We start from the raw sequence: 18,167 nt of genomic DNA, 5'->3' as shown, positions 1-18,167 counted from the left end.
CATCCCGACACGGATCAGGACACAGGCAACGACCTCGGGCGGTAACAAAAACCACCTGATCCGTGCACCTGGAGGGGGAGGCCACTGTGCCTCCCTTTTTCTTGTTTGGTGATGGATCAGCTGCGTCTCAGAACGTGTGAGAACATAACGATAAAAACCGCAAGTGCGGCCAGGATAAGAAAGGCTGCGGGCAGCGATATCAGCTCAGCTGTGACGCCAATCATTGGCGGGCCGATCAAGATACCGCCGTAGCCAAAGGTTGCAACGCTGGCAATGGCCGCACCAGCGGGCAGGTCCGGATCGCTGGCCGCGCGGCTGAAGGCCAGCGGCATGACCAGCGCATAGCCAATCCCCATCAGGGCAAAGCCGACCATTGCCGCGCCATAGCTGCCCCAGCCGACCGCAATCAGCGCGCCAATGCTGGCACTTGTTCCGGCAAGACGGCCTGCTGCGACGGCACCAATACGTGCGACGACAAGGTCGCCAACCAGCCGCATCGCCACCATCGCAACGGAGAAAACGGCAAAGCCAAGTGCCGCATCAGCCTCGGTTGCACCAGTTGTCAGAACCAGAAAAATCGCGCTCCAGTCGGCCATGGCGCCTTCGCCAACTGCGCCGCAGAAGGCAACGAAACCAACCGTCAGCAAGGGGCCGCGCGGCAGCAGGGACGGTTTGGCAGCACCCCCCATTGGGGCGGGGCTCGCCACCCAGGGGATCTGCGCCATGTAAAGCGTGAGCAGAGCTGAAACACTGCCGGCCACGAGGAAGTGCAGTGGGATATCGGCGCCGATGGACGCCGCACCATACCCGGAGAGCGCCCCGAGACCGGCGCCAAGGCTGAACATCGCATGAAAAGAGGACATCATTGGCCGCGCCGCGCGGGCCTCGACTTCGCTGGCCCAGGCGTTCATGGCGACATCCATACTTCCATGGGCCGCGCCAAAGACAAACAAAGCCGCCGCCAGCAGCGGCAGGGTCGGGGCCAGCGCCAGCAACACCAGCCCCAGAACATAGGCCAGCGCCACCCGACGGGTGACACGGGCCGCGCCGATCCGGTCAGCCGCGCGTCCGGCCAATGGGAACGACAGAATCGCACCGGCCGCCATCAATAGCAGCAATAGTCCAAGCCCACCCGGGCTCAGCCCGTGAAACTCGGACACCGCAGGAATGCGCGAGGCCCAGATGCCGAATAATGCGCCGTTCAACATGAACATCGACGATACAGCACGCCACGGACTGCGCAGCCTGAATGTCTGGCGGAGGTAATCTGAACGGGTTTCGGTCACAGGATAACCTTTGGGTGGCAAACGGCTGACGGGTATTTTCCGCAGGTTGATCTGAATCCGATGCAGACGCAAGCGGGCGCACCGTGATTGGAAGCTGCCACTTCCCCGACTGGCAGTTGAAAGGATTGATGCGGGTGAAACTACACTCTGATCTGTACGCCAGATACCGTTGTGTGGGCGGATATAGATGGCCGCCAGTGCCAGCGTCGAGGTACTGCGGCGCTATGTGTCTAGCTACCCGTCGGGTTGCGCGGCTTTTCATATCTGTGCCATCCCGTTGCAGGGCATCTTTGCAGTGGCAACAATTTCGGTGGACTACCATCGTGAGGACAGGTCGAATCATTCTTTGAGACGCCTTCACCACCCTCTCAGATACATTGCGTGCTGAGCAGTCATCGGGCAAATCGATGACACATAAATACCTTATCCATATGATAAATATATGTATTATATTGTCCGACAATAACGTTGATAATGTCGGACAATACTGACATGCTCTTCTGAGACGGGGTTCGGCACAACGCCGACCCAAAGAGAGGCAGAGCATGGCAGTGCGTGATCCAAAACAATTCAGCCACAGCATGGCGCCACTTCCGGCGCGCAGCAGCAGCCGCGATGTTCTGGAAGCTTTGACGCATATGATCGAGGTGGAGGGACTTGGCATCGGTGATCGGCTGCCACCGGAGGTCGACATTGCCCGCCAGCTTGGGATTGGTCGCGCCAAAGTACGTGAGGCGCTGACCGCCTGGCAGAACATGGGCATTGTGACCCGCAATAAAAAAGCCGGTACGCGGCTCGCCACCGAGGTGGTCTCCAACGCCATTCACCTGCCCGTGACGCTCAAGCTGGAGGCCGAGAGCCTGCTGCGGACACACGCCGTGCGTCGCCCGCTTGAGATCGAAACCGTACGCCTGGCGACGCGCAATATCACGCCGCAAAGCGGCCGGATCATCATGGGGCGCGTGGGTGAGTTGATTGCGATCCATGGCGCCGGGCAGGACTGGCGCGCGGCGGACTATCGCTTTCACGAAGCGTTGCAGGAAGCCTGCGGTAACCCGCTGTTCGGTCAGCTGATCCAGCAGATCCAACATGGCTTCAACGAGGTATATGAGGCGCCGTTTGGCAAACCGCATCTGGGCGAGGCGTCGATCCCCTTGCATCTGCCGCTCGCCGAAGCGGTGGTCGCCGGTGACGAGAGCGCTGCGGCTCAGGTCATGGAACGCATACTGGATATGGTCGAGGCGGAGATCCGCGAGTCGATGCAGTCCATGGTGGAGGGGCGCAATGACTGAGGGGGCGGATCTGGCGACATTGATGGCGGCGGTCATGGACGACGGGAGCGGCACGATCACGCCGCCGATTGTGCAGACGTCGCTATTCAGCTTTGACAGCTATGAGGCATTTGAGGACAGGATGGCGGGACGCAGTGACGCTGCCATCTACACGCGTGTGCAAAACCCGACGGTTGCCGCGTTTGAGGCGCTGATGGCCAAGGCGGAACAGGGGGAGGCGGCAGTTGGCTTTGCCTCCGGTATGGCGGCGATTTCGTCGACGCTGCTGGCCTTTGTCAAACCGGGGGATCGGATCGCCTGCGTCGAGCATGTCTACCCCGACAGTTATCGGTTCATGGAACGGATGCTGCGACCATTTGGGGTGGAGATCGACTATTACGCGCCGCATCAGCTGGAAGAAGAGCCGGAGCTATTGAACGGGGTGCGCCTCGCTTATCTCGAAAGCCCCAGCTCGGTCGTGTTTCAGCCGCTGAACCTCAAGAAGGTGACAGCCCATGCCAAACGGCACGGCGTATTGACGATGATCGACAACTCCTGGGCCAGCCCGGTGTTTCAGAAACCGCTGACACAGGGTGTTGATATAGTTCTGCATTCCGCGTCCAAATACATCTCCGGCCATTCCGACACAGTGGCCGGCGTGGTGGTTGCGGCGCAGCAGCATATTGACCGGATCCGTGATCTGACACTGCCGCTCCTGGGCGCCAAACTGGCGCCGTTTGAGGCGTTTCTGCTGACACGGGGCCTGCGGACCCTCGCTGTCCGGATGCGACAACATCAGGCCACAGCGACGCTGTTTGTTGATCGGCTGGCCGCGCTGCCACAGGTGCGCCGGGTGCATTCTCCGGGGCCGAACGCGGTGCCGGGGCTGACCGGACGTTCTGGGCTGATGGCGGTCGAATTTGACGACAGCGTGGATATTCCTGCGTTTTCCAATGCGCTTCGCCATTTTCGGCTGGGCGTTAGCTGGGGCGGATTCGAGAGCCTGATCCTGCCAGCCCGTGTCGGGCTCGCGCAGATTGGCGAAGAAAATTCGATGCAGCGTTTTGGCGTTTCGCCGAACCTCGTTCGGCTGAACCTCGGGCTGGAGGAGGCCGAGGACCTGTGGGCGGATGTCACATCTGCCCTCGCGACCAGCACGGTCTGACAGGGCCGTGTGCACCGTCACACGACAAGGGGAAGGACAAGATGAAAAAATTTCTGACAGGGATCACCACGGCAGCGATGCTGACGGGAAGCGCCGCCTATGCGGAGACAACGCTGAAGCTGGTCGAAGTGATCACCAGCCCGGAACGCACCAAGGTTTTGCAGAGCATCGTTGACGGCTATGAGGCCGCGAACCCGGATGTGACGGTTGAGATCATCAGCCTGCCGTGGGGACAGGCGTTTGAGAAGCTGGCCACAATGGTCGCCGGTGGTGATATCCCGGATGTTGTTGAAATGCCGGACACCTGGCAGGCCCTTTATGCAGGCTCCGGCCAGCTGGCCAGTCTGAGTGATCACGTCGCCGACTGGGAGCATGGCGCCACCCTCACAGAAAAGACCGTCGCCATGGGCAGTCAGGCCGGGGATCTCTATATGATCCCTTACGGGTTCTATCTTCGGGCGATGTTCTACAACAAGAATCTGCTTGCCGAAGCCGGGGTTGCGCCGCCGGAAACCATGGCAGACTTCATGGCCGCATCGGCTGCTGTGTCCGAACTGGAGGGCAAATCAGGCTACTGCCTGCGCGGCGGTCCCGGTGGAACCAATGGCTGGGTGATGATGGCGGCCGCCATGAACGGCACCAATGATTTCTTCACCGAGGATGGCAAAAGCCGGATGAATGAACCCGGCTCGGTTGAGGGGATCCAGTTCATGCTTGATCTCTACCAGAACGGTTACGCGCCGAAAGATGCGGTCAGCTGGGGGTTCAATGAGATCGTGGCCGGCTTTTATTCCGGCACCTGCGCGTTCCTTGATCAGGACCCGGATGCGCTGATCGCGATTTCGGAACGGATGCCTGCGGAGGATTTTGCGGTGATCCCGATGCCTGTCGGCCCTTCAGGGAAGGCGTTCCCGACCATCGGTTTTGCGGGCTGGTCGATCTTCAAGGCAACAGCACATGAGGACAAAGCCTTTGATCTGGTCGCGGCCCTGTCCGCGCCGGAGGCCAACGGCACCTGGGCGAAACGCGTTGGTGTGATCCCGGTTCACAAAGGCGCGGATCAGGATCCTTATTTCCAGACCGAACAATTCGAAGGTTGGTTCAAGGAGCTGAATGGCGATCAGTATGAGCCCACAACCATGCCGACCTATCTGGAGAGATGGGGCTATTTTGCCAGCACGGTGGTTCTGGAAACCAGCCAGGAAGCACTGCTGGGGCAGCGCAGCGCTCAGGATCTGGCGGATGAATGGGCAGAATTCCTGACCGACGAACACGCCAAATGGCAGGCAAAGCAGTGATTGCGCGCGCCAAAACAACCGTCGTGTCCGGGGGAACCGGGGCACGACGTTCGCTCTACTGGCAGTATATGGTGGAGCCATTTCTATATCTGTCGCCGATGATCCTGTTGATCGGCAGCGTCATGTTGATGCCATTGATTGTCGGAATTTCCTATTCCTTTCAGTCGATTGAGCTGCTCAATCCTTTTGCTACCGGTTGGGTTGGCTTTGAGAACTATGAAAAACTGTGGAGTGATCGAAAGTTCTGGATCGCGCTGGAGAACACCGTCTTCTGGACCTTCTGGTCGATCTTCTTTCAGTTCTTACTTGGGCTTGGTCTGGCGATGCTGCTGAATACGCAGTTCTTCGGTAAAAAACTGTTCCAAGCGCTGGTATTCCTGCCTTGGGCGGTGCCCACATTTCTGTCGGCTTTGACTTGGGCTTGGCTGTTTAACCCGGTGATCGGACCGATCCCGCATTGGTTGGCCGCTCTTGGCGTGCTGTCTGAGCCCTATAATATTCTGGGTGATCCTGATCTGGCGATCTGGGGACCGATCACCGCCAATATCTGGTTCGGGGTGCCGTTTTTTGCGATCACGCTGCTGGCGGCACTGCAATCCATTCCCGGCGAGCTGTACGAAGCGGCAGAGATCGATGGCGCGACGCCTTGGCAGAGCTTCACCAAGATCACGCTGCCGTTTCTGGCACCGATGATTGCCATCACGGTGATGCTGCGCACCATCTGGATTGCGAATTTCGCGGATCTGATCTTCGTGATGACAGGCGGTGGCCCGGCCAATTCGACGCAGATCCTGTCCACCTATATTTTCACCACGGCGTTCCGCAAATTGGACTTTGGCTATGCCTCGACCATTGCGGTGGCGCTGCTGATCATTCTGCTGGCCTATGCTGTCATCCTGCTTTGGATGCGCAAGCGGCTGGTCAAGATCTGAGGGTCTCCCATGGGTTCTGTTGCACGCTCAAACAGCCGCCATCCGGCGCTGGCGTTCGGGAAATACGCGGCCATTGCCTTCTATCTCGGCTTTGCGCTGTTTCCGCTGTACTGGCTGATGAAAATCGCAATCACACCGGATGCGCTGATCTTCTCAGAGGGCACGCGGATGCTGCCCTCGGCAGTAACGTTCGAGAATTTCGCCACGGTTCTGTTCGAGACGGAGTTCCTTGCCTATTTCCGCAATTCACTGACAGTATCTCTGGGGACTGCGTTTTTTACCACGCTGATTGCTGCCGGAGCGGGCTATGCTTTTTCGCGGTTTGTCTTTGCAGGCAAGCGGATCATCATCGCAGTGATGCTGATCACCCAGATGTTTCCGCTGTTGATGATCATTGCACCGATCTACAAAATCGTGGCCGACCTCGGACTGCTGAACTCGCTCACCTCGCTGATCGTGGTCTACACCGCGTTCAATATCCCTTTCGCGACCTTCCTCATGCAATCCTTCTTTGACGGGATCCCGAAGGATCTGGAAGAGGCTGCGATGATGGATGGGTGCTCGCGGTTTCAGGCGTTGCGCACGGTGGTGTTTCCACTGACCCTACCGGGGCTGGGGGCGACGCTTGGATTTGTCTTCACCGCCGCGTGGTCGGAGCTGCTGTTCGCGCTGATGCTGATCTCGAAGAATGACGCGATGACCTTCCCGGTCGGGCTGTTGACCTTCGTGTCGAAATTCTCGGTTGACTGGGGGCAGATGATGGCGGCTGGAGTGCTGGCGCTGGTGCCAAGCTGCCTGTTTTTCATTTTCATACAACGCTACCTCGTGCAGGGCCTCACGTCCGGCGCGGTCAAGGGATAGGGGGCCGGATCATGGCACGGATCGAACTCAGAGATGTGGCGAAACGCTATGGCGCGGTGGAGGTGCTGCGCGATGTCAATCTTGATATTCAGGACGGTGAGTTCATCGTTCTTGTGGGGCCATCGGGCTGCGGAAAATCTACGCTGCTGCGGATGATTGCGGGGCTGGAGCCGATCACATCGGGTGATTTCGAGATTGACGGCCAGCGGATGAATGATGTCCGTCCGCGCGACCGCGATATTGCGATGGTGTTTCAGTCCTATGCGCTCTACCCGCATATGGATGTGGCGCGGAATATGGGGTTCTCCATGGAGATCCGCAAAGATCCCGCCGAGGCGCGCCGCTCCCGCGTTGCCAAGGCGGCGGAGACACTGGGGCTGTCCTCCTTGGTTGATCGCCTGCCCAAGGCCCTCTCGGGCGGTCAGCGACAGCGTGTTGCGATGGGGCGCGCGATCATCCGGGATCCCCGCGCGTTTCTGTTTGATGAGCCGCTGTCCAATCTGGACGCGGCACTGCGTGTTGAGATGCGGCTGGAGATTGCCCGGCTGCACAAACAACTGGGCGCCACGATGATCTATGTGACCCATGACCAGGTGGAGGCGCTGACCCTCGCCGATCGCATCGTGGTGTTGAACGGCGGCGATATACAGCAGGTCGGCTCGCCGCTTGAGCTTTATGAACGCCCGGCCAACAAATTTGTCGCGCAGTTCATCGGCTCCCCCACAATGAACATTCTGCCGGTGTCCGGTGCGGCCTCTGGCGTGATGGCGAGCAATGGGATGATGCTGACGCTGGATCATCTGCAGAACACCGCTGCTGCGGTTGAGCTGGGCATCCGGCCAGAACATCTGGATGTAGTGGAGCCGGGGGAGGGGCATCTGACCGCCGTTGCCGATGTGGTGGAGCGTCTGGGTTCTGACACAAATATCTATGCCAAAGTTGACGGGATTGGGCCGCTGATGATCCGCAAGCACGGCAATGTGCCGGTGCGAAGTGGAGAGCGTCTGGGCTTGCGCCTGCAGGCCCAAAACGCGCATATTTTCGATGAGCGCGGCATTGCCCTCAGGCCTGCAGCCTGAGCCGCTGCGATCACGACCCTGGCAGCAAAAGGAGAGCCGCCGATGAGCACGCAGTCCGCAGTCGGAGATCTTTCCGCGCCCGGTGCCTGGTTGGAGGATGCGGGCCATCAGGCCTATCTGGTTGCAGATGCCAGGCGACAGCTGGATTTCTTCGCAGGGAGTCTGCGGGCAGGGCCAGGGTTTCACACTCTGGATGCTGAAGGGCGACCCTTGCTGGATGACAAGCAGGAGCTGCACACCACCACACGGTTGATCCATTCTTACGCGCTGGCGCATATCTGCGGCTACGCCGGTGCCGACCGGATGATCGATCACGGCATCGCCTATCTCAACAATCACCACCGCGATCAGATCCATGGCGGATACCTTTGGGCGCTGTCCCGTGATACCGTCGCGGATGATCGCAAACTGGCCTATGGCCATGTCTTTGTTCTGCTGGCTGCGGCGTCGGCGAAACTGGCCGGGCACCCCGCTGCGGATGCCTTGCTGAGCGATGTGGCGGAGGTCTTGGACCAGCGGTTCTGGGAAGCGGAGCCAAAACGGTTTGCCGACGAATGGAACCGCGATTGGACACCGTTTTCGACCTATCGCGGAATGAACGCCAACATGCACGGGGTCGAAGCGCTGCTGACGGCATATGAGGCCACGGGTGAGACAGTATTTTTGGACCGCGCAGGCCATATCCTCGATTTTTTCGTGGGCGAAGTTGCGCCTGCAGAAGGCTGGCGTCTGCCTGAACATTACACTGAGAGGTGGCAAGTCGACCGCAGCTATGCCGGGGATCCGATGTTTCGGCCCGCAGGGACCACCCCTGGCCATTCATTTGAGCTGGGGCGATTGATGTTGCAGCACTGGGATCTGGCAGGGCGGCGGGACACGGGCGCCCCGACACGCGCGCGCAACCTGATTGAACGCGCGCTAGCCGACGCCTGGTTACCTGATGGTGGCTTTGCCTATACGCTTGATTTCGACGGCAAGGTCGCGATGGGCAATCGGTTCTGGTGGCCGGTGACGGAGGCAATCGGTGCCGTTGCCACGCTTGTGAAACTGGACGCCAGAGACGCGGATGAGCATTGGTATCGCCGCCTCTGGGGATTTGCGCAGGCGCATTTTATCGATGAGACCCGCGGCGGCTGGTATCCTGAAATTGATGGGAACGGGCAAGTGACACGGTCGATCTTCACTGGAAAGCCGGACATCTACCACGCGCTACAGGCCTGCCTGCTGCCATTAGGGGCACTGCCGTTGGGCCATGTGGCCGGGCTAAAGAAACTGCCCGCTCCGCTCTTGTCCTGAGCAGGGCGGCAGATGCATCAACACCACAAGTGCAGAAGCCAAAAGGGCTTAGCGTATATACGCTAAGCCCTTGGAAACTTTGGCTCCGGCGGTAGGGATCGAACCTACGACCAATTGATTAACAGTCAACTGCTCTACCGCTGAGCTACGCCGGAATGTGGGGCTGATATATGGTTTCCGTTCTGGCGCGTCCAGAGAAAAAATGCGCTGGTTTCAAATTTTTTGCCTCCAAAGGACAGATCATTTCTCAAACGGTCAGAGATCCAAAGTGGCCAGCATGTCGCCGGGCCATCCATGATGGTTTGGCAGCTTTCGCCGATCACTGGCGGAGTGTGCTGTCAGCCTACTGTTGGCGCTGAAACTATGGTAGGCTCATCCTGAGGTGGGGTTTGCGTTTGCAGCGCATCAGATGCTCGACGTGGCCGACGCCGCAAGTCCAGCAGCGCACCTCCAATGAAATGACGGGATTGAAAGACCGCGTCACTCTTTGCTGAACGGCGGCATATTATGTCGTTGTGTTTCTGCGGAGGGCCGTTCCTGAGGATGTCGGGTGAGCATTATGACACAGACATAGCATGCCCTTCGGCGCATGCACCAAGGGGGATGATATGGCGAAACTGACACATCCTGGCAAATGGCCTCCCACTGATGTTTCTGAAGGCACAACACCGCGGGCCTGGTTGCGATATGAGTGGCAATATCCGGGGTCACGCCGCCCGTCGCGCCTGATATCACATCCGACGGTGCCTTATGTGACGGCTGCGCGTGTGGGCGGTGCTGATGGTGAGATTGATCTGGCGGCGCTAAGCACGGCGGCAGAACATTACCTCAAACAGCTGAAGCACTATGTGAACGCAACGCCGCCGCCGCTGGGTCGGGCGGATCCGATGCTGGATCTGTTGGCGGATGTTGCCGCCAGCGGCAGCCTGCTGCATTGGTGCGATATCTGGCCCAAAATCAACGCTGAGCCGAGCCGTCTTGAGGGGCAGATCGCCAGCTGGAACATGTCGCGCCATCCAAAGAGCGCGATGCCGGGCACCGTTATTCTCGTCGCGACTGAAGGTATTCCTGACCCGATGCACGGGTCTTTTCTGATGCGGTTCCCGTCCGCCGGATTCCGCGTCCCGATTGAGGTACGCGCCACTGATGATCGCTTTGATCTGATTATCCGTGGCCTGACGGCAGAGTTTCCCGGCGGATCCCACCAAGCGCTGTCATCGCTGTTGGCTGGGCGAACTGATGCCGAAAAACGCATGGTTCTGGGCGGCTTGTCGCGCAGCCTCTCCGGTGTTCCCTTGGGGTTTCAGGCCGGTGTGGCTCCGGCAACACTGGTTGCATCCTCTGAGACGGAAACGGGTGACGCGCCTGTTGAGGCTGCGGTCTCAGACGACGCCAGCAGCGCGACATCGACACCGCCCTCAGATATATCCTCTGTCCCGCCGACACCTCAAACGGATGCGCAGCCTGCGGCGCGGTCCTCGGTCTATCGGATGATCACGATGCTGGAGGATGATATTGCCAAACAGGCCGGAGTGGTGCCGAAGTCTCTGCTGTTGCAGGATATCCGGTTTTCGGCGCAGCCTGAGAACGTCACCGACGGGGCCTGGGATGTCACTCTGACCCTGCTGGCGCGCGGGCAGGATACGCCGCGCGGCGAACCTGTGAGCTATCGTTTGACCGTTCGGGTACGTCTGGCGGAGCCGGGCGCAAATGAGGTTGAGTTGCTCTCCGTGACGCGGGTGCCGCTGGTCAGTCATGCGATGGCGGGGACGGGCGGTCCGCTACCGCCGCCGCTGCCTTTTGTGCGGGTATTTCCGGTGCCGCCGCCCGATTGGCGCGCCCCCTTGGGGCGGGTATCGCCACACCCCGCACCACCGCTTGCATGGCGCCGACCAACGCGGCCGGACATAATATTAGACCTGTTCCGGGAAAACCGGGCGATTGGGTTGGGTAGCGGCCTGAAGATGCAGCAGCCGGCCTATGAAGTGCGCAACTGTCCGCGATTTGTGCCGGGCGACGGGGTTGGAAAACTGCCAAAGACCCTGCCGGGAACAGGGCTGTCTGATCTGCCGCCGCGCCGCAATATATCCAGTGCGATCAGCGCCTATTGGCACAGCAAAACCTTCTTTGACACGATGCGCGGGCTGGGCCTTGCACCAGAGAGTTACATGGCGACGGCTGAGGGGCCGCTGGCCGTACACTACCGCTCGGGCATCGTGCCGGGACCGGGCCGGGATGGGCGAACAATCAATGCTCAGGTGCGCTATGAAGTGGCGCCGGATGCCACCCTTCAAAGCAAACCCAGCATCGATATGCATCTGGCGCTGGCCAATCTCAACCGTTGGGCGCGGGTGAAGGCTGGGACGCCGGGCAGTCAATTGGAGCCTCTGGGTATGGCCAGCTGCGGACGCTGGATGATGCATGAATTCGGGCATTACCTTTTGGCGGCCCGGATTGGGCAGCTTGAGTTCGATTTTGCTCATAGTTCAGGGGACTCGCTGGCGGCGGTGTTCTTCGATCCGCTGTCGGATCTGTCCAGCCCGACCTATCCCGGCGACCCGAGGATGCGGGGGTGGACGTTTCCCTTTGTCTTCGCGCCGCGGCGGCACGACCGGACGCCGGCCATGGGCTGGGGCTGGTATGGGTTGCTGAATCGCTCTGTGATTGAGGATCCGCCGGATTCCGGGACCGAGCATAAAGCCTATCTGACCGAGCAGATCCTATCGTCCACCTGCTTCCTGCTGTATCGATCCTTGGGCGGCGATACGCTTGCGGATACAGAGGCTGACTGGGCACAGCGCACCCGGGCCTCTGATATGGCGCTATATCTGCTGATGCAGGGGATGGCCGGGCTGGCACAATCGCCGTCGCGGGCGGAAATGCTGGAGGTTGGCATGGAGGAGGCCGGTTGGAGCGCCCCGGCTTCCGTACCCTTGCCGAGAGGCGGAGCAGACTGGCAGCCCGCCACCTCTCACAAGGTGACGCGATGGGCCTATGAAACCATGGGCATGTTCCCCTCCGAGCCGAGTGAGATTATCAGCAAGGCGGGGGCGCCGCCGCTCGTAGATATCTATATTCGCGACCGCCGTCCCGATGTGTTCCCGACCGGGGATGGGCCGGTGAAGGTCGGACCGGGCAGCTATGTGCCCGTCTCGCTTCATTGGGCGGCAGATGCCGATTGGGTGATGCCCGGCTGGCTGCCGAGCTTTGGCAACAGAGGGGCGGTGGCCGCTGGTGGCGCGCGGCTGCGGGCGTGGGCTGGTTGGGTGCTTAATGACAAGTCGTCGGCTCAAGTTATGGAGCGCAGTGTTGTCTGGAACGGGCAGGTTGATATCGGACCGTTCGATATTGCGCCGGACGCGGCCGGCATGACGCTGGTGCAGACTGATCAGCAGCAGATTACACAGCTGACCACGGCGGCACGCACTGCGGCCCCTGCAGGCACCCAGCTGGTGGTCTTTTATGAGCTGAGCCAGATCAATGACCGTGCCAACACCGACCCTGCCGCTGACTTCACGGTCAAGATTGGCGCAGCGGCGTCACCGCCGACGAAGGTGCAGGCCCTTGTTGATCTGGTCGCGGGTGATAACAATCTGGGCCTGCATATGGCGTCCTAGGAGGTCTCTGCGATCCTCATGTGATGTCAGCGGAGACCCAGGGTGTCGACCATTCGGCCTTCGCCTTCTCCAGGATACGGTGCAGTGTGGGGACCGAGATATGCGCCCATGGGTCGCCGCTTGCCTCTGGGTTCACCGGGGCGCTGTCCATCAGGCAATACCAGATGCCTGCCGCGATGTGCCGTCCAGCGGTCGAGTCGGAGGGGTAGTGCACCCCGATCCTTTCACGGTTCACCGCAATCCGGTTCGCCATGGTCAGCAACGGCGAGGCGATCACATCACTGCCAAGCAGATCATTATAGGTCGGCTTGCGCAGCAAGGTGCCCGCCGGGATTTGCACATCCGTGCCTGAGCCATCAGATTTATACCCTTTCACCACCCCAAATCGCTGTGCCACGCCGGGAATTTCCAGCAACAGCAGGGACAGGAAATGCGCCAGAAACGCATGGCCGCTGGGAAAGGCTGGATGGGCGGGTGGCCCAAAGGGCACCGTCAGGCCGGGCCGCAGTATCGATGGGCGCACCCGTTTAAAATGGGCTTTATAGCTCATATAGGCGACATTGCCGACAGCCAGTCCAAGATCAATCAGTTTGAGCGTGAACGGATGGTCAAAGCTGTTGGCCCCCAGAAAATGGATCAAATAGGCCGGCAGGCCATCCGCCTGGATATCGCATTCAACCATATACTGTTGACGATCATCCTCCATATACATTTTGAGCACTTCGAGCTCAGCAACGATGATATCAAGGGCATCTTTGGCGGCGCCCTGAGATTGCGTTGGGCTTCCTGTTTGAACATAGCGCCAACGTAGATCGTTTCGTTCCAGCCACCGGTCGCCGACATGGGCGGGATGCCAGTTCTGATATTGTGAGGCGAATTCCAGTGCTGCCATGGTGCCGGGTTCGGATCTGTCTGCTGCACGCAGCCATTCCCCAAGATTGGGATCAAATGGAAGCGCCCAGAACCGCAGAGCGGGATCCCAGTCCTCGGTGATCCATTCCAGCGTTATAGGGTATTGCGGTTGTCCCGGTGTCCCCTTGTCTTTTGGGATTTGATAGGGGCTGATGATCATCGACAGCGGGAACGGGTCACCGCCGTTGTTGTCGGGGCTAAAATCCAGCGTCCAGGGCAGCAGCCCCAGCTCCATTGGCGTCGCGTAGTAGCTGCGCAATGTGCCGATACCAGCGTCAGCGCCATTGCCAAGAAGATAGCCGTTGTCTTCCAGCCCGAGTCCCAGCCCTGAGCCGAGCCCCAAACCGTTGCCGAGGCCAAGACCTGATCCTAGCCCAAGACCAAGCCCAGACCCCAAACCCAGGCCAAGCCCTAAGCCCTGACCTGCGCCCAATCCGTTGCCAAGACCGAGGCCATTGCCCAACCCCAAACCATTTCCGAGGCCCAGACCATTGCCGAGGCCCAGCCCCAACCCGAGGCCCAGACCGTTTGACGCGCCTTGTGAACTGCCATGTTCCGCCATCATAAATCCCCCTTAAATCGTTGAATACGAGTTAAAAAACGTCCTACGTGGCTGCTGATATCTGGCCTTTGCCGGTCTGCCTCTCGGTTTATTTTGTTATTGTCGGGTATCCCGATTATGCGCTGTGGCTGCCGTCTATTCCGGCAGTCCTGCGCGTATCAATCCGTCGATCAGTCGCTCCAGAGCCTGCTTCGATTTAAGTGGATACCAAGTTGCAAATTTTGAGACCGAGAAGCCGGGATCCAGATCAAGAATTTCCTGAGCCACCTTGCGTGCGTTGTCTGCCTGACCGCTGAGGGCAAAAGACGCCGCAAGCAGACGCAGGCTCGCCATGAAGCGTGGTTTGTTACGGCGGGCGTTCTTCAGGAAACGGATCGCTTCCGGCATGTTCCCGTCAACAAACTCAGCAAGGCCCGCCGCAGTCAGGAAAAAGAAGCTCAATGGATCATAGGGGGCCAGCCGCCAGACATTGAGAAGCCTATCGCGGGCCTCTGCACCATCGCCGAGATAGGCATATGTCGTCGCACTCAGCCCCCAGGCCAGCGGCAGGTTCATATTATGCGCTAGTGCATCCTCAAAGAGTTCCAATGCGTCTTCCGGGCTGTTTTCATGCAGGCTGAGCACATGGGCGCGCACCGACAGGGTCAGCGCGTCATCGGGGTCCAGTTCCACTGCGCGTCGGGAATGGTTGATCATGATCAAGATGTCGTCACGCGGGTTTCGAGAATGACCTTCCGCTAGAAAGAAATTCATACACCATGCAAGGTAGGCATGGGCCTGTGGGTAATTGGGATCGAGAGACACGGCTCGTTGCAGCAGGGCGATCGCCTCTTCATAGCTGCGGTCATCCAGCTGATAGAGTCGTGCGAGCGCCCGCAGCACACATTTATACGCATCCAGACTGTCGGTGCTTCGGGCGCTGATATGCTCCGCCTCCGTTGACAGCACTTTTGGTTCCAGCATCGCCAGCACACCGGAGGCGATCTCATCCTGAAAGGCAAACAGCTCCTGCAAATCTCCGCGGTAGGTCTGGGCCCAGATGGCGCGGTTGCGAAGCACATCCATCAGTTCAACAAAAATGCGCAGCTGATCCCCGTGGCGGTCGACCGAACCGGTCAAGAGATAGGAGACCCCAAGCCCGCGACCAATCTCGGCCGGGTTCTCATTGCTGCCTCGGAATTTAAGCGTCGAAGTGCGCGCCATGACAAACATTGTGCGGCTGCGGGACACGCCTGAGATGATTTCCTCGGTGATACCATCACCGAAATACTGCTCCTCTGCCTGCGCGCCGCGATCCTGAAATGGCAGCACCGCCAACGTCGGGCGGTTTTTCCAATCCGCATGGGGGTGTAAGGGAAGGGTGTCACCGCTGCCGTCACAGACTTGATAGACCTGAACTGGACGGTCGATGTTCTTCAGGAGCGGTGAGCCAAGATCTTGAAATCGCAGAGAGAGTTTCCCGCGCACGATGTCGCGAACCATTTTGGTCACCACTACCGTTCCCGGATCGGCAAGCTGATGAATGCGCGAGGCAACAACAACGCCATCGGATTGCACAGTGCCCTGATCGTCGATTACGTCGTCGATATTGATACCGATACGGATCTTCATCGGGTTGGCATCGTTGTCCGACTGGGCAAGTCGGTCCTGCACTGCCATAGCCCATCGCACGGCATCAGTGGCACTGGTGAATTCTACCAGTAGCGCATCACCAGCATCAGACCGCCGCACACCGTCGTACCGTTCCAGTTCATCTAGCAGCACCGTATCACGCAAATGACACCATCTGCGCACCGTTTCTGTGGTGCTGATCTCGATATGCCGCGTGTAATCGGCCACATCGGCAAAGGCAAACGCCGTGAGCCGCGTCGAGACTTTGGGAAGGATTGTCGGGATGGGCCCCTGCATGGATGATGTCCTGCCGCCGATAGGGGGGCAGTATATCGAATAGTATAGAATTATAAAGAATGTAGCGCGGGGGAGGTCGTATCTTTGCCGACCATCTGCAAATCAGCGAACCTGATGGGTGATCAGCCTCCGTTGCCCTCAACCTCAGGGTAGACTGCGGTCTTTTTCACGACGCCGTAGACAAAGCTGGTATCGATGGAACTGATGCCCCCGATGGGATGGAGCCGGGCGCGCACGAAGCGCTCGTAATCTTCCAGATCCGCCACCACCACCCGCAGCAAATAGTCGGCCAGGCCGGTCATGACAAAACACTCCAGCACTTCCGGTGTGTCGCGGATCTGGCGTTCGAAATTGGCCACCACGCTTTCCGTATGGTTCTCAAGGCTGACCCGGACAAAGACCGTGACCGGCAGCCCGTAGACCTTGGCATCGACGTCGATGCTGTAGCCCTGAATGACATTGGTATTTTCCAAAATACGCAATCGGCGCAGGCAGGGCGAGGGGGAGAGATTGACCTCTGCCGCGAGGTCGAGATTCGTCATCCGACCATTGCGCTGCAGCGCCCGGATAATTCGCCGGTCAGTCACGTCTAGTTTGGGTATTTCTGGCATAATATGCCAATCCTTATGCTGTTTGAGGGTAAATTAGCAACTAATCGCCCGTGTGACCATCCTAAGATGCTGGAAACGCAATAGGGTGATATTCATGACAAAAACTGGTTCCAGCTTCTCCACACGCGCAATCCACCATGGCTATGACACGCAGTCGCAGCAGGGATCGCTGAACCCGCCGCTCTATCTGACGTCGACGTTCACCTTCGATTCCGCCGAGGCCGGCGGTGAGATGTTCACCGGCGAACGTGAAGGGCATTTCTACAGCCGGATCTCCAACCCGACTTTGGACCATCTGGAGCAGCGGATTGCCAATCTGGAAGGGGGCGAAGCAGGGCTTGCCACAGCGTCCGGCATGGGTGCGATCACCTCGACCCTGTGGTCGTTCCTTGCAGCGGGTGACGAAATCATTCTCGACAAGACGCTTTATGGCTGCACCTTCTCGTTTATGACCCACGGCCTGCCGCGTTTTGGCGTGAAGGTACGCCTGGTGGATATGACGGACCCAACCAATCTGGCTGAGGCGATCAGCCCGAAGACCAAGCTGGTCTATTTTGAGACGCCGGCGAATCCCAATAACCGCCTGATCGACATCGCTGCAATTTCTGAGATTGCGCATAAAGCCGGTGCCAAAGTGGTGGTCGACAACACCTTTGCCACGCCGGTCATCACGCGACCGATCGAACTGGGCGCTGATATCGTCGTGCATTCAGCCACCAAATTCATCAGTGGGCACGGGGATGTCATTGCTGGTCTGGTGGTGGGCTCCAAGGAGGATATCACCCAGATTCGTTTGGTCGGGCTGAAGGATATGACCGGTGCGGTTATGTCACCCTTCAGCGCAATGCTGCTAATGCGCGGCCTGAAGACGCTGGAACTGCGCATGGAGCGCCATTGCAAATCCGCATTGAAGGTTGCCGAGGCTCTGCAATCGCACCCGGCGGTGGAACGCGTCTATTATCCCGGCCTTGATGATTTTGCCCAAGGTGATCTGGCGCGGCGGCAGATGTCGGGCTTTGGGGGCATGATCCCGTTTGAGGTGGTCGGCGGCAAGGCGGGCGGTATTGCCATGATGAACAGGCTGGAGATGGTCCAGCGTGCGGTATCACTGGGCGATGCCGAAACCCTGATCCAACACCCGGCCAGCATGACTCATTCGACCTATACCCCTGAGGAGCGCGCCGAACATGGGATCGCTGAAGGTCTGGTACGGATGTCAGTAGGGCTTGAAGGTGTCGACGATATCATTGACGATCTGATGCAGGCGCTGTCCTCGCATAACGCCTACGCCGCTGCCTGATTTCGGCTTTGCCCGGCGCGCTCCCTTTAGCCGCCTGATGTAACCGCCACGCCCTTCAGGTCGCCCCTG

Annotated in this window: 13 protein-coding genes and 1 tRNA gene; 9 read left to right on the top strand and 5 right to left on the bottom strand. The window is 59.2% G+C overall.

Features of this window, described 5'->3' with window-relative positions; genetic code table 11:
* Positions 1-116: 116 nt before the first annotated feature.
* Complete coding sequence (locus phaeop14_RS07840) at positions 117-1,286, bottom strand: MFS transporter (RefSeq protein ID WP_244905819.1); 1,170 nt, start codon at positions 1,284-1,286, stop codon at positions 117-119.
* A 545-nt stretch (positions 1,287-1,831) separates the two neighbouring features.
* Between phaeop14_RS07840 and phaeop14_RS07835 the strand changes: the two genes are divergently transcribed.
* The 7 genes from phaeop14_RS07835 to phaeop14_RS07805 are packed head-to-tail and all read left to right on the top strand — an operon-like array spanning position 1,832 to position 9,188.
* On the top strand, positions 1,832-2,578 hold the full coding sequence (locus tag phaeop14_RS07835) for a FadR/GntR family transcriptional regulator (protein ID WP_096789209.1): 747 nt from the start codon (positions 1,832-1,834) through the stop codon (positions 2,576-2,578).
* The gene (locus tag phaeop14_RS07830) at positions 2,571-3,722 is read left to right on the top strand and encodes an aminotransferase class I/II-fold pyridoxal phosphate-dependent enzyme (RefSeq protein ID WP_096789208.1); all 1,152 of its coding nucleotides are present in this window, start codon (positions 2,571-2,573) and stop codon (positions 3,720-3,722) included. Before phaeop14_RS07835 ends, phaeop14_RS07830 begins: the two co-directional genes overlap by 8 nt.
* Before the next feature lie 41 nt (positions 3,723-3,763).
* The gene (locus phaeop14_RS07825) at positions 3,764-5,020 is read left to right on the top strand and encodes an ABC transporter substrate-binding protein (RefSeq protein WP_096789207.1); all 1,257 of its coding nucleotides are present in this window, start codon (positions 3,764-3,766) and stop codon (positions 5,018-5,020) included.
* A complete protein-coding gene (locus phaeop14_RS07820; protein ID WP_096789206.1) occupies positions 5,002-5,952 on the top strand; it encodes a carbohydrate ABC transporter permease in 951 nt (316 codons plus the stop codon). Before phaeop14_RS07825 ends, phaeop14_RS07820 begins: the two co-directional genes overlap by 19 nt.
* A gap of 9 nt (positions 5,953-5,961) precedes the next feature.
* Positions 5,962-6,813, top strand: a complete 852-nt coding sequence (locus phaeop14_RS07815) for a carbohydrate ABC transporter permease (protein ID WP_040169251.1) — start codon at positions 5,962-5,964, stop codon at positions 6,811-6,813.
* Positions 6,814-6,824: 11 nt separating this feature from the next.
* Positions 6,825-7,892 (top strand): ABC transporter ATP-binding protein, encoded by a 1,068-nt coding sequence (locus tag phaeop14_RS07810; RefSeq protein WP_096789205.1) that lies wholly within the window; start codon positions 6,825-6,827, stop codon positions 7,890-7,892.
* Between the two features lie 42 nt (positions 7,893-7,934).
* On the top strand, positions 7,935-9,188 hold the full coding sequence (locus phaeop14_RS07805) for an AGE family epimerase/isomerase (RefSeq protein ID WP_096789204.1): 1,254 nt from the start codon (positions 7,935-7,937) through the stop codon (positions 9,186-9,188).
* 80 nt (positions 9,189-9,268) lie between these two features.
* Here the strand turns inward: phaeop14_RS07805 and phaeop14_RS07800 are convergent.
* A tRNA-Asn gene (locus phaeop14_RS07800) sits at positions 9,269-9,343 on the bottom strand.
* Between the two features lie 453 nt (positions 9,344-9,796).
* Here phaeop14_RS07800 and phaeop14_RS07795 point away from each other — a divergent pair.
* Positions 9,797-12,805, top strand: a complete 3,009-nt coding sequence (locus tag phaeop14_RS07795) for a hypothetical protein (RefSeq protein ID WP_096790257.1) — start codon at positions 9,797-9,799, stop codon at positions 12,803-12,805.
* Positions 12,806-12,821: 16 nt separating this feature from the next.
* Here the strand turns inward: phaeop14_RS07795 and phaeop14_RS07790 are convergent, their stop codons facing one another.
* From phaeop14_RS07790 to phaeop14_RS07780, 3 genes are all read right to left on the bottom strand, one after another.
* On the bottom strand, positions 12,822-14,282 hold the full coding sequence (locus phaeop14_RS07790) for a phosphatase PAP2 family protein (RefSeq protein WP_096789203.1): 1,461 nt from the start codon (positions 14,280-14,282) through the stop codon (positions 12,822-12,824).
* A gap of 132 nt (positions 14,283-14,414) precedes the next feature.
* A complete protein-coding gene (locus tag phaeop14_RS07785) occupies positions 14,415-16,187 on the bottom strand; it encodes an adenylate/guanylate cyclase domain-containing protein (RefSeq protein ID WP_040169240.1) in 1,773 nt (590 codons plus the stop codon).
* Between the two features lie 122 nt (positions 16,188-16,309).
* Positions 16,310-16,798 carry an Lrp/AsnC family transcriptional regulator gene (locus phaeop14_RS07780; protein ID WP_096789202.1) on the bottom strand — a complete coding sequence of 163 codons (489 nt, stop codon included), beginning with the start codon at positions 16,796-16,798 and terminating at the stop codon, positions 16,310-16,312.
* 94 nt (positions 16,799-16,892) lie between these two features.
* On the opposite strand from phaeop14_RS07780, the gene phaeop14_RS07775 reads away from it, so the two are divergent.
* On the top strand, positions 16,893-18,098 hold the full coding sequence (locus phaeop14_RS07775; protein ID WP_040178590.1) for a methionine gamma-lyase: 1,206 nt from the start codon (positions 16,893-16,895) through the stop codon (positions 18,096-18,098).
* The last annotated feature ends 69 nt before the right edge of the window (positions 18,099-18,167 follow it).

It is taken from the genome of Phaeobacter piscinae (genome assembly GCF_002407245.1).
Classification (GTDB): Bacteria; Pseudomonadota; Alphaproteobacteria; order Rhodobacterales; family Rhodobacteraceae; genus Phaeobacter; species Phaeobacter piscinae.
The sequence above is the reverse complement of the archived record's forward strand: the minus strand, read 5'-3'. Positions and strand labels throughout refer to the sequence as shown.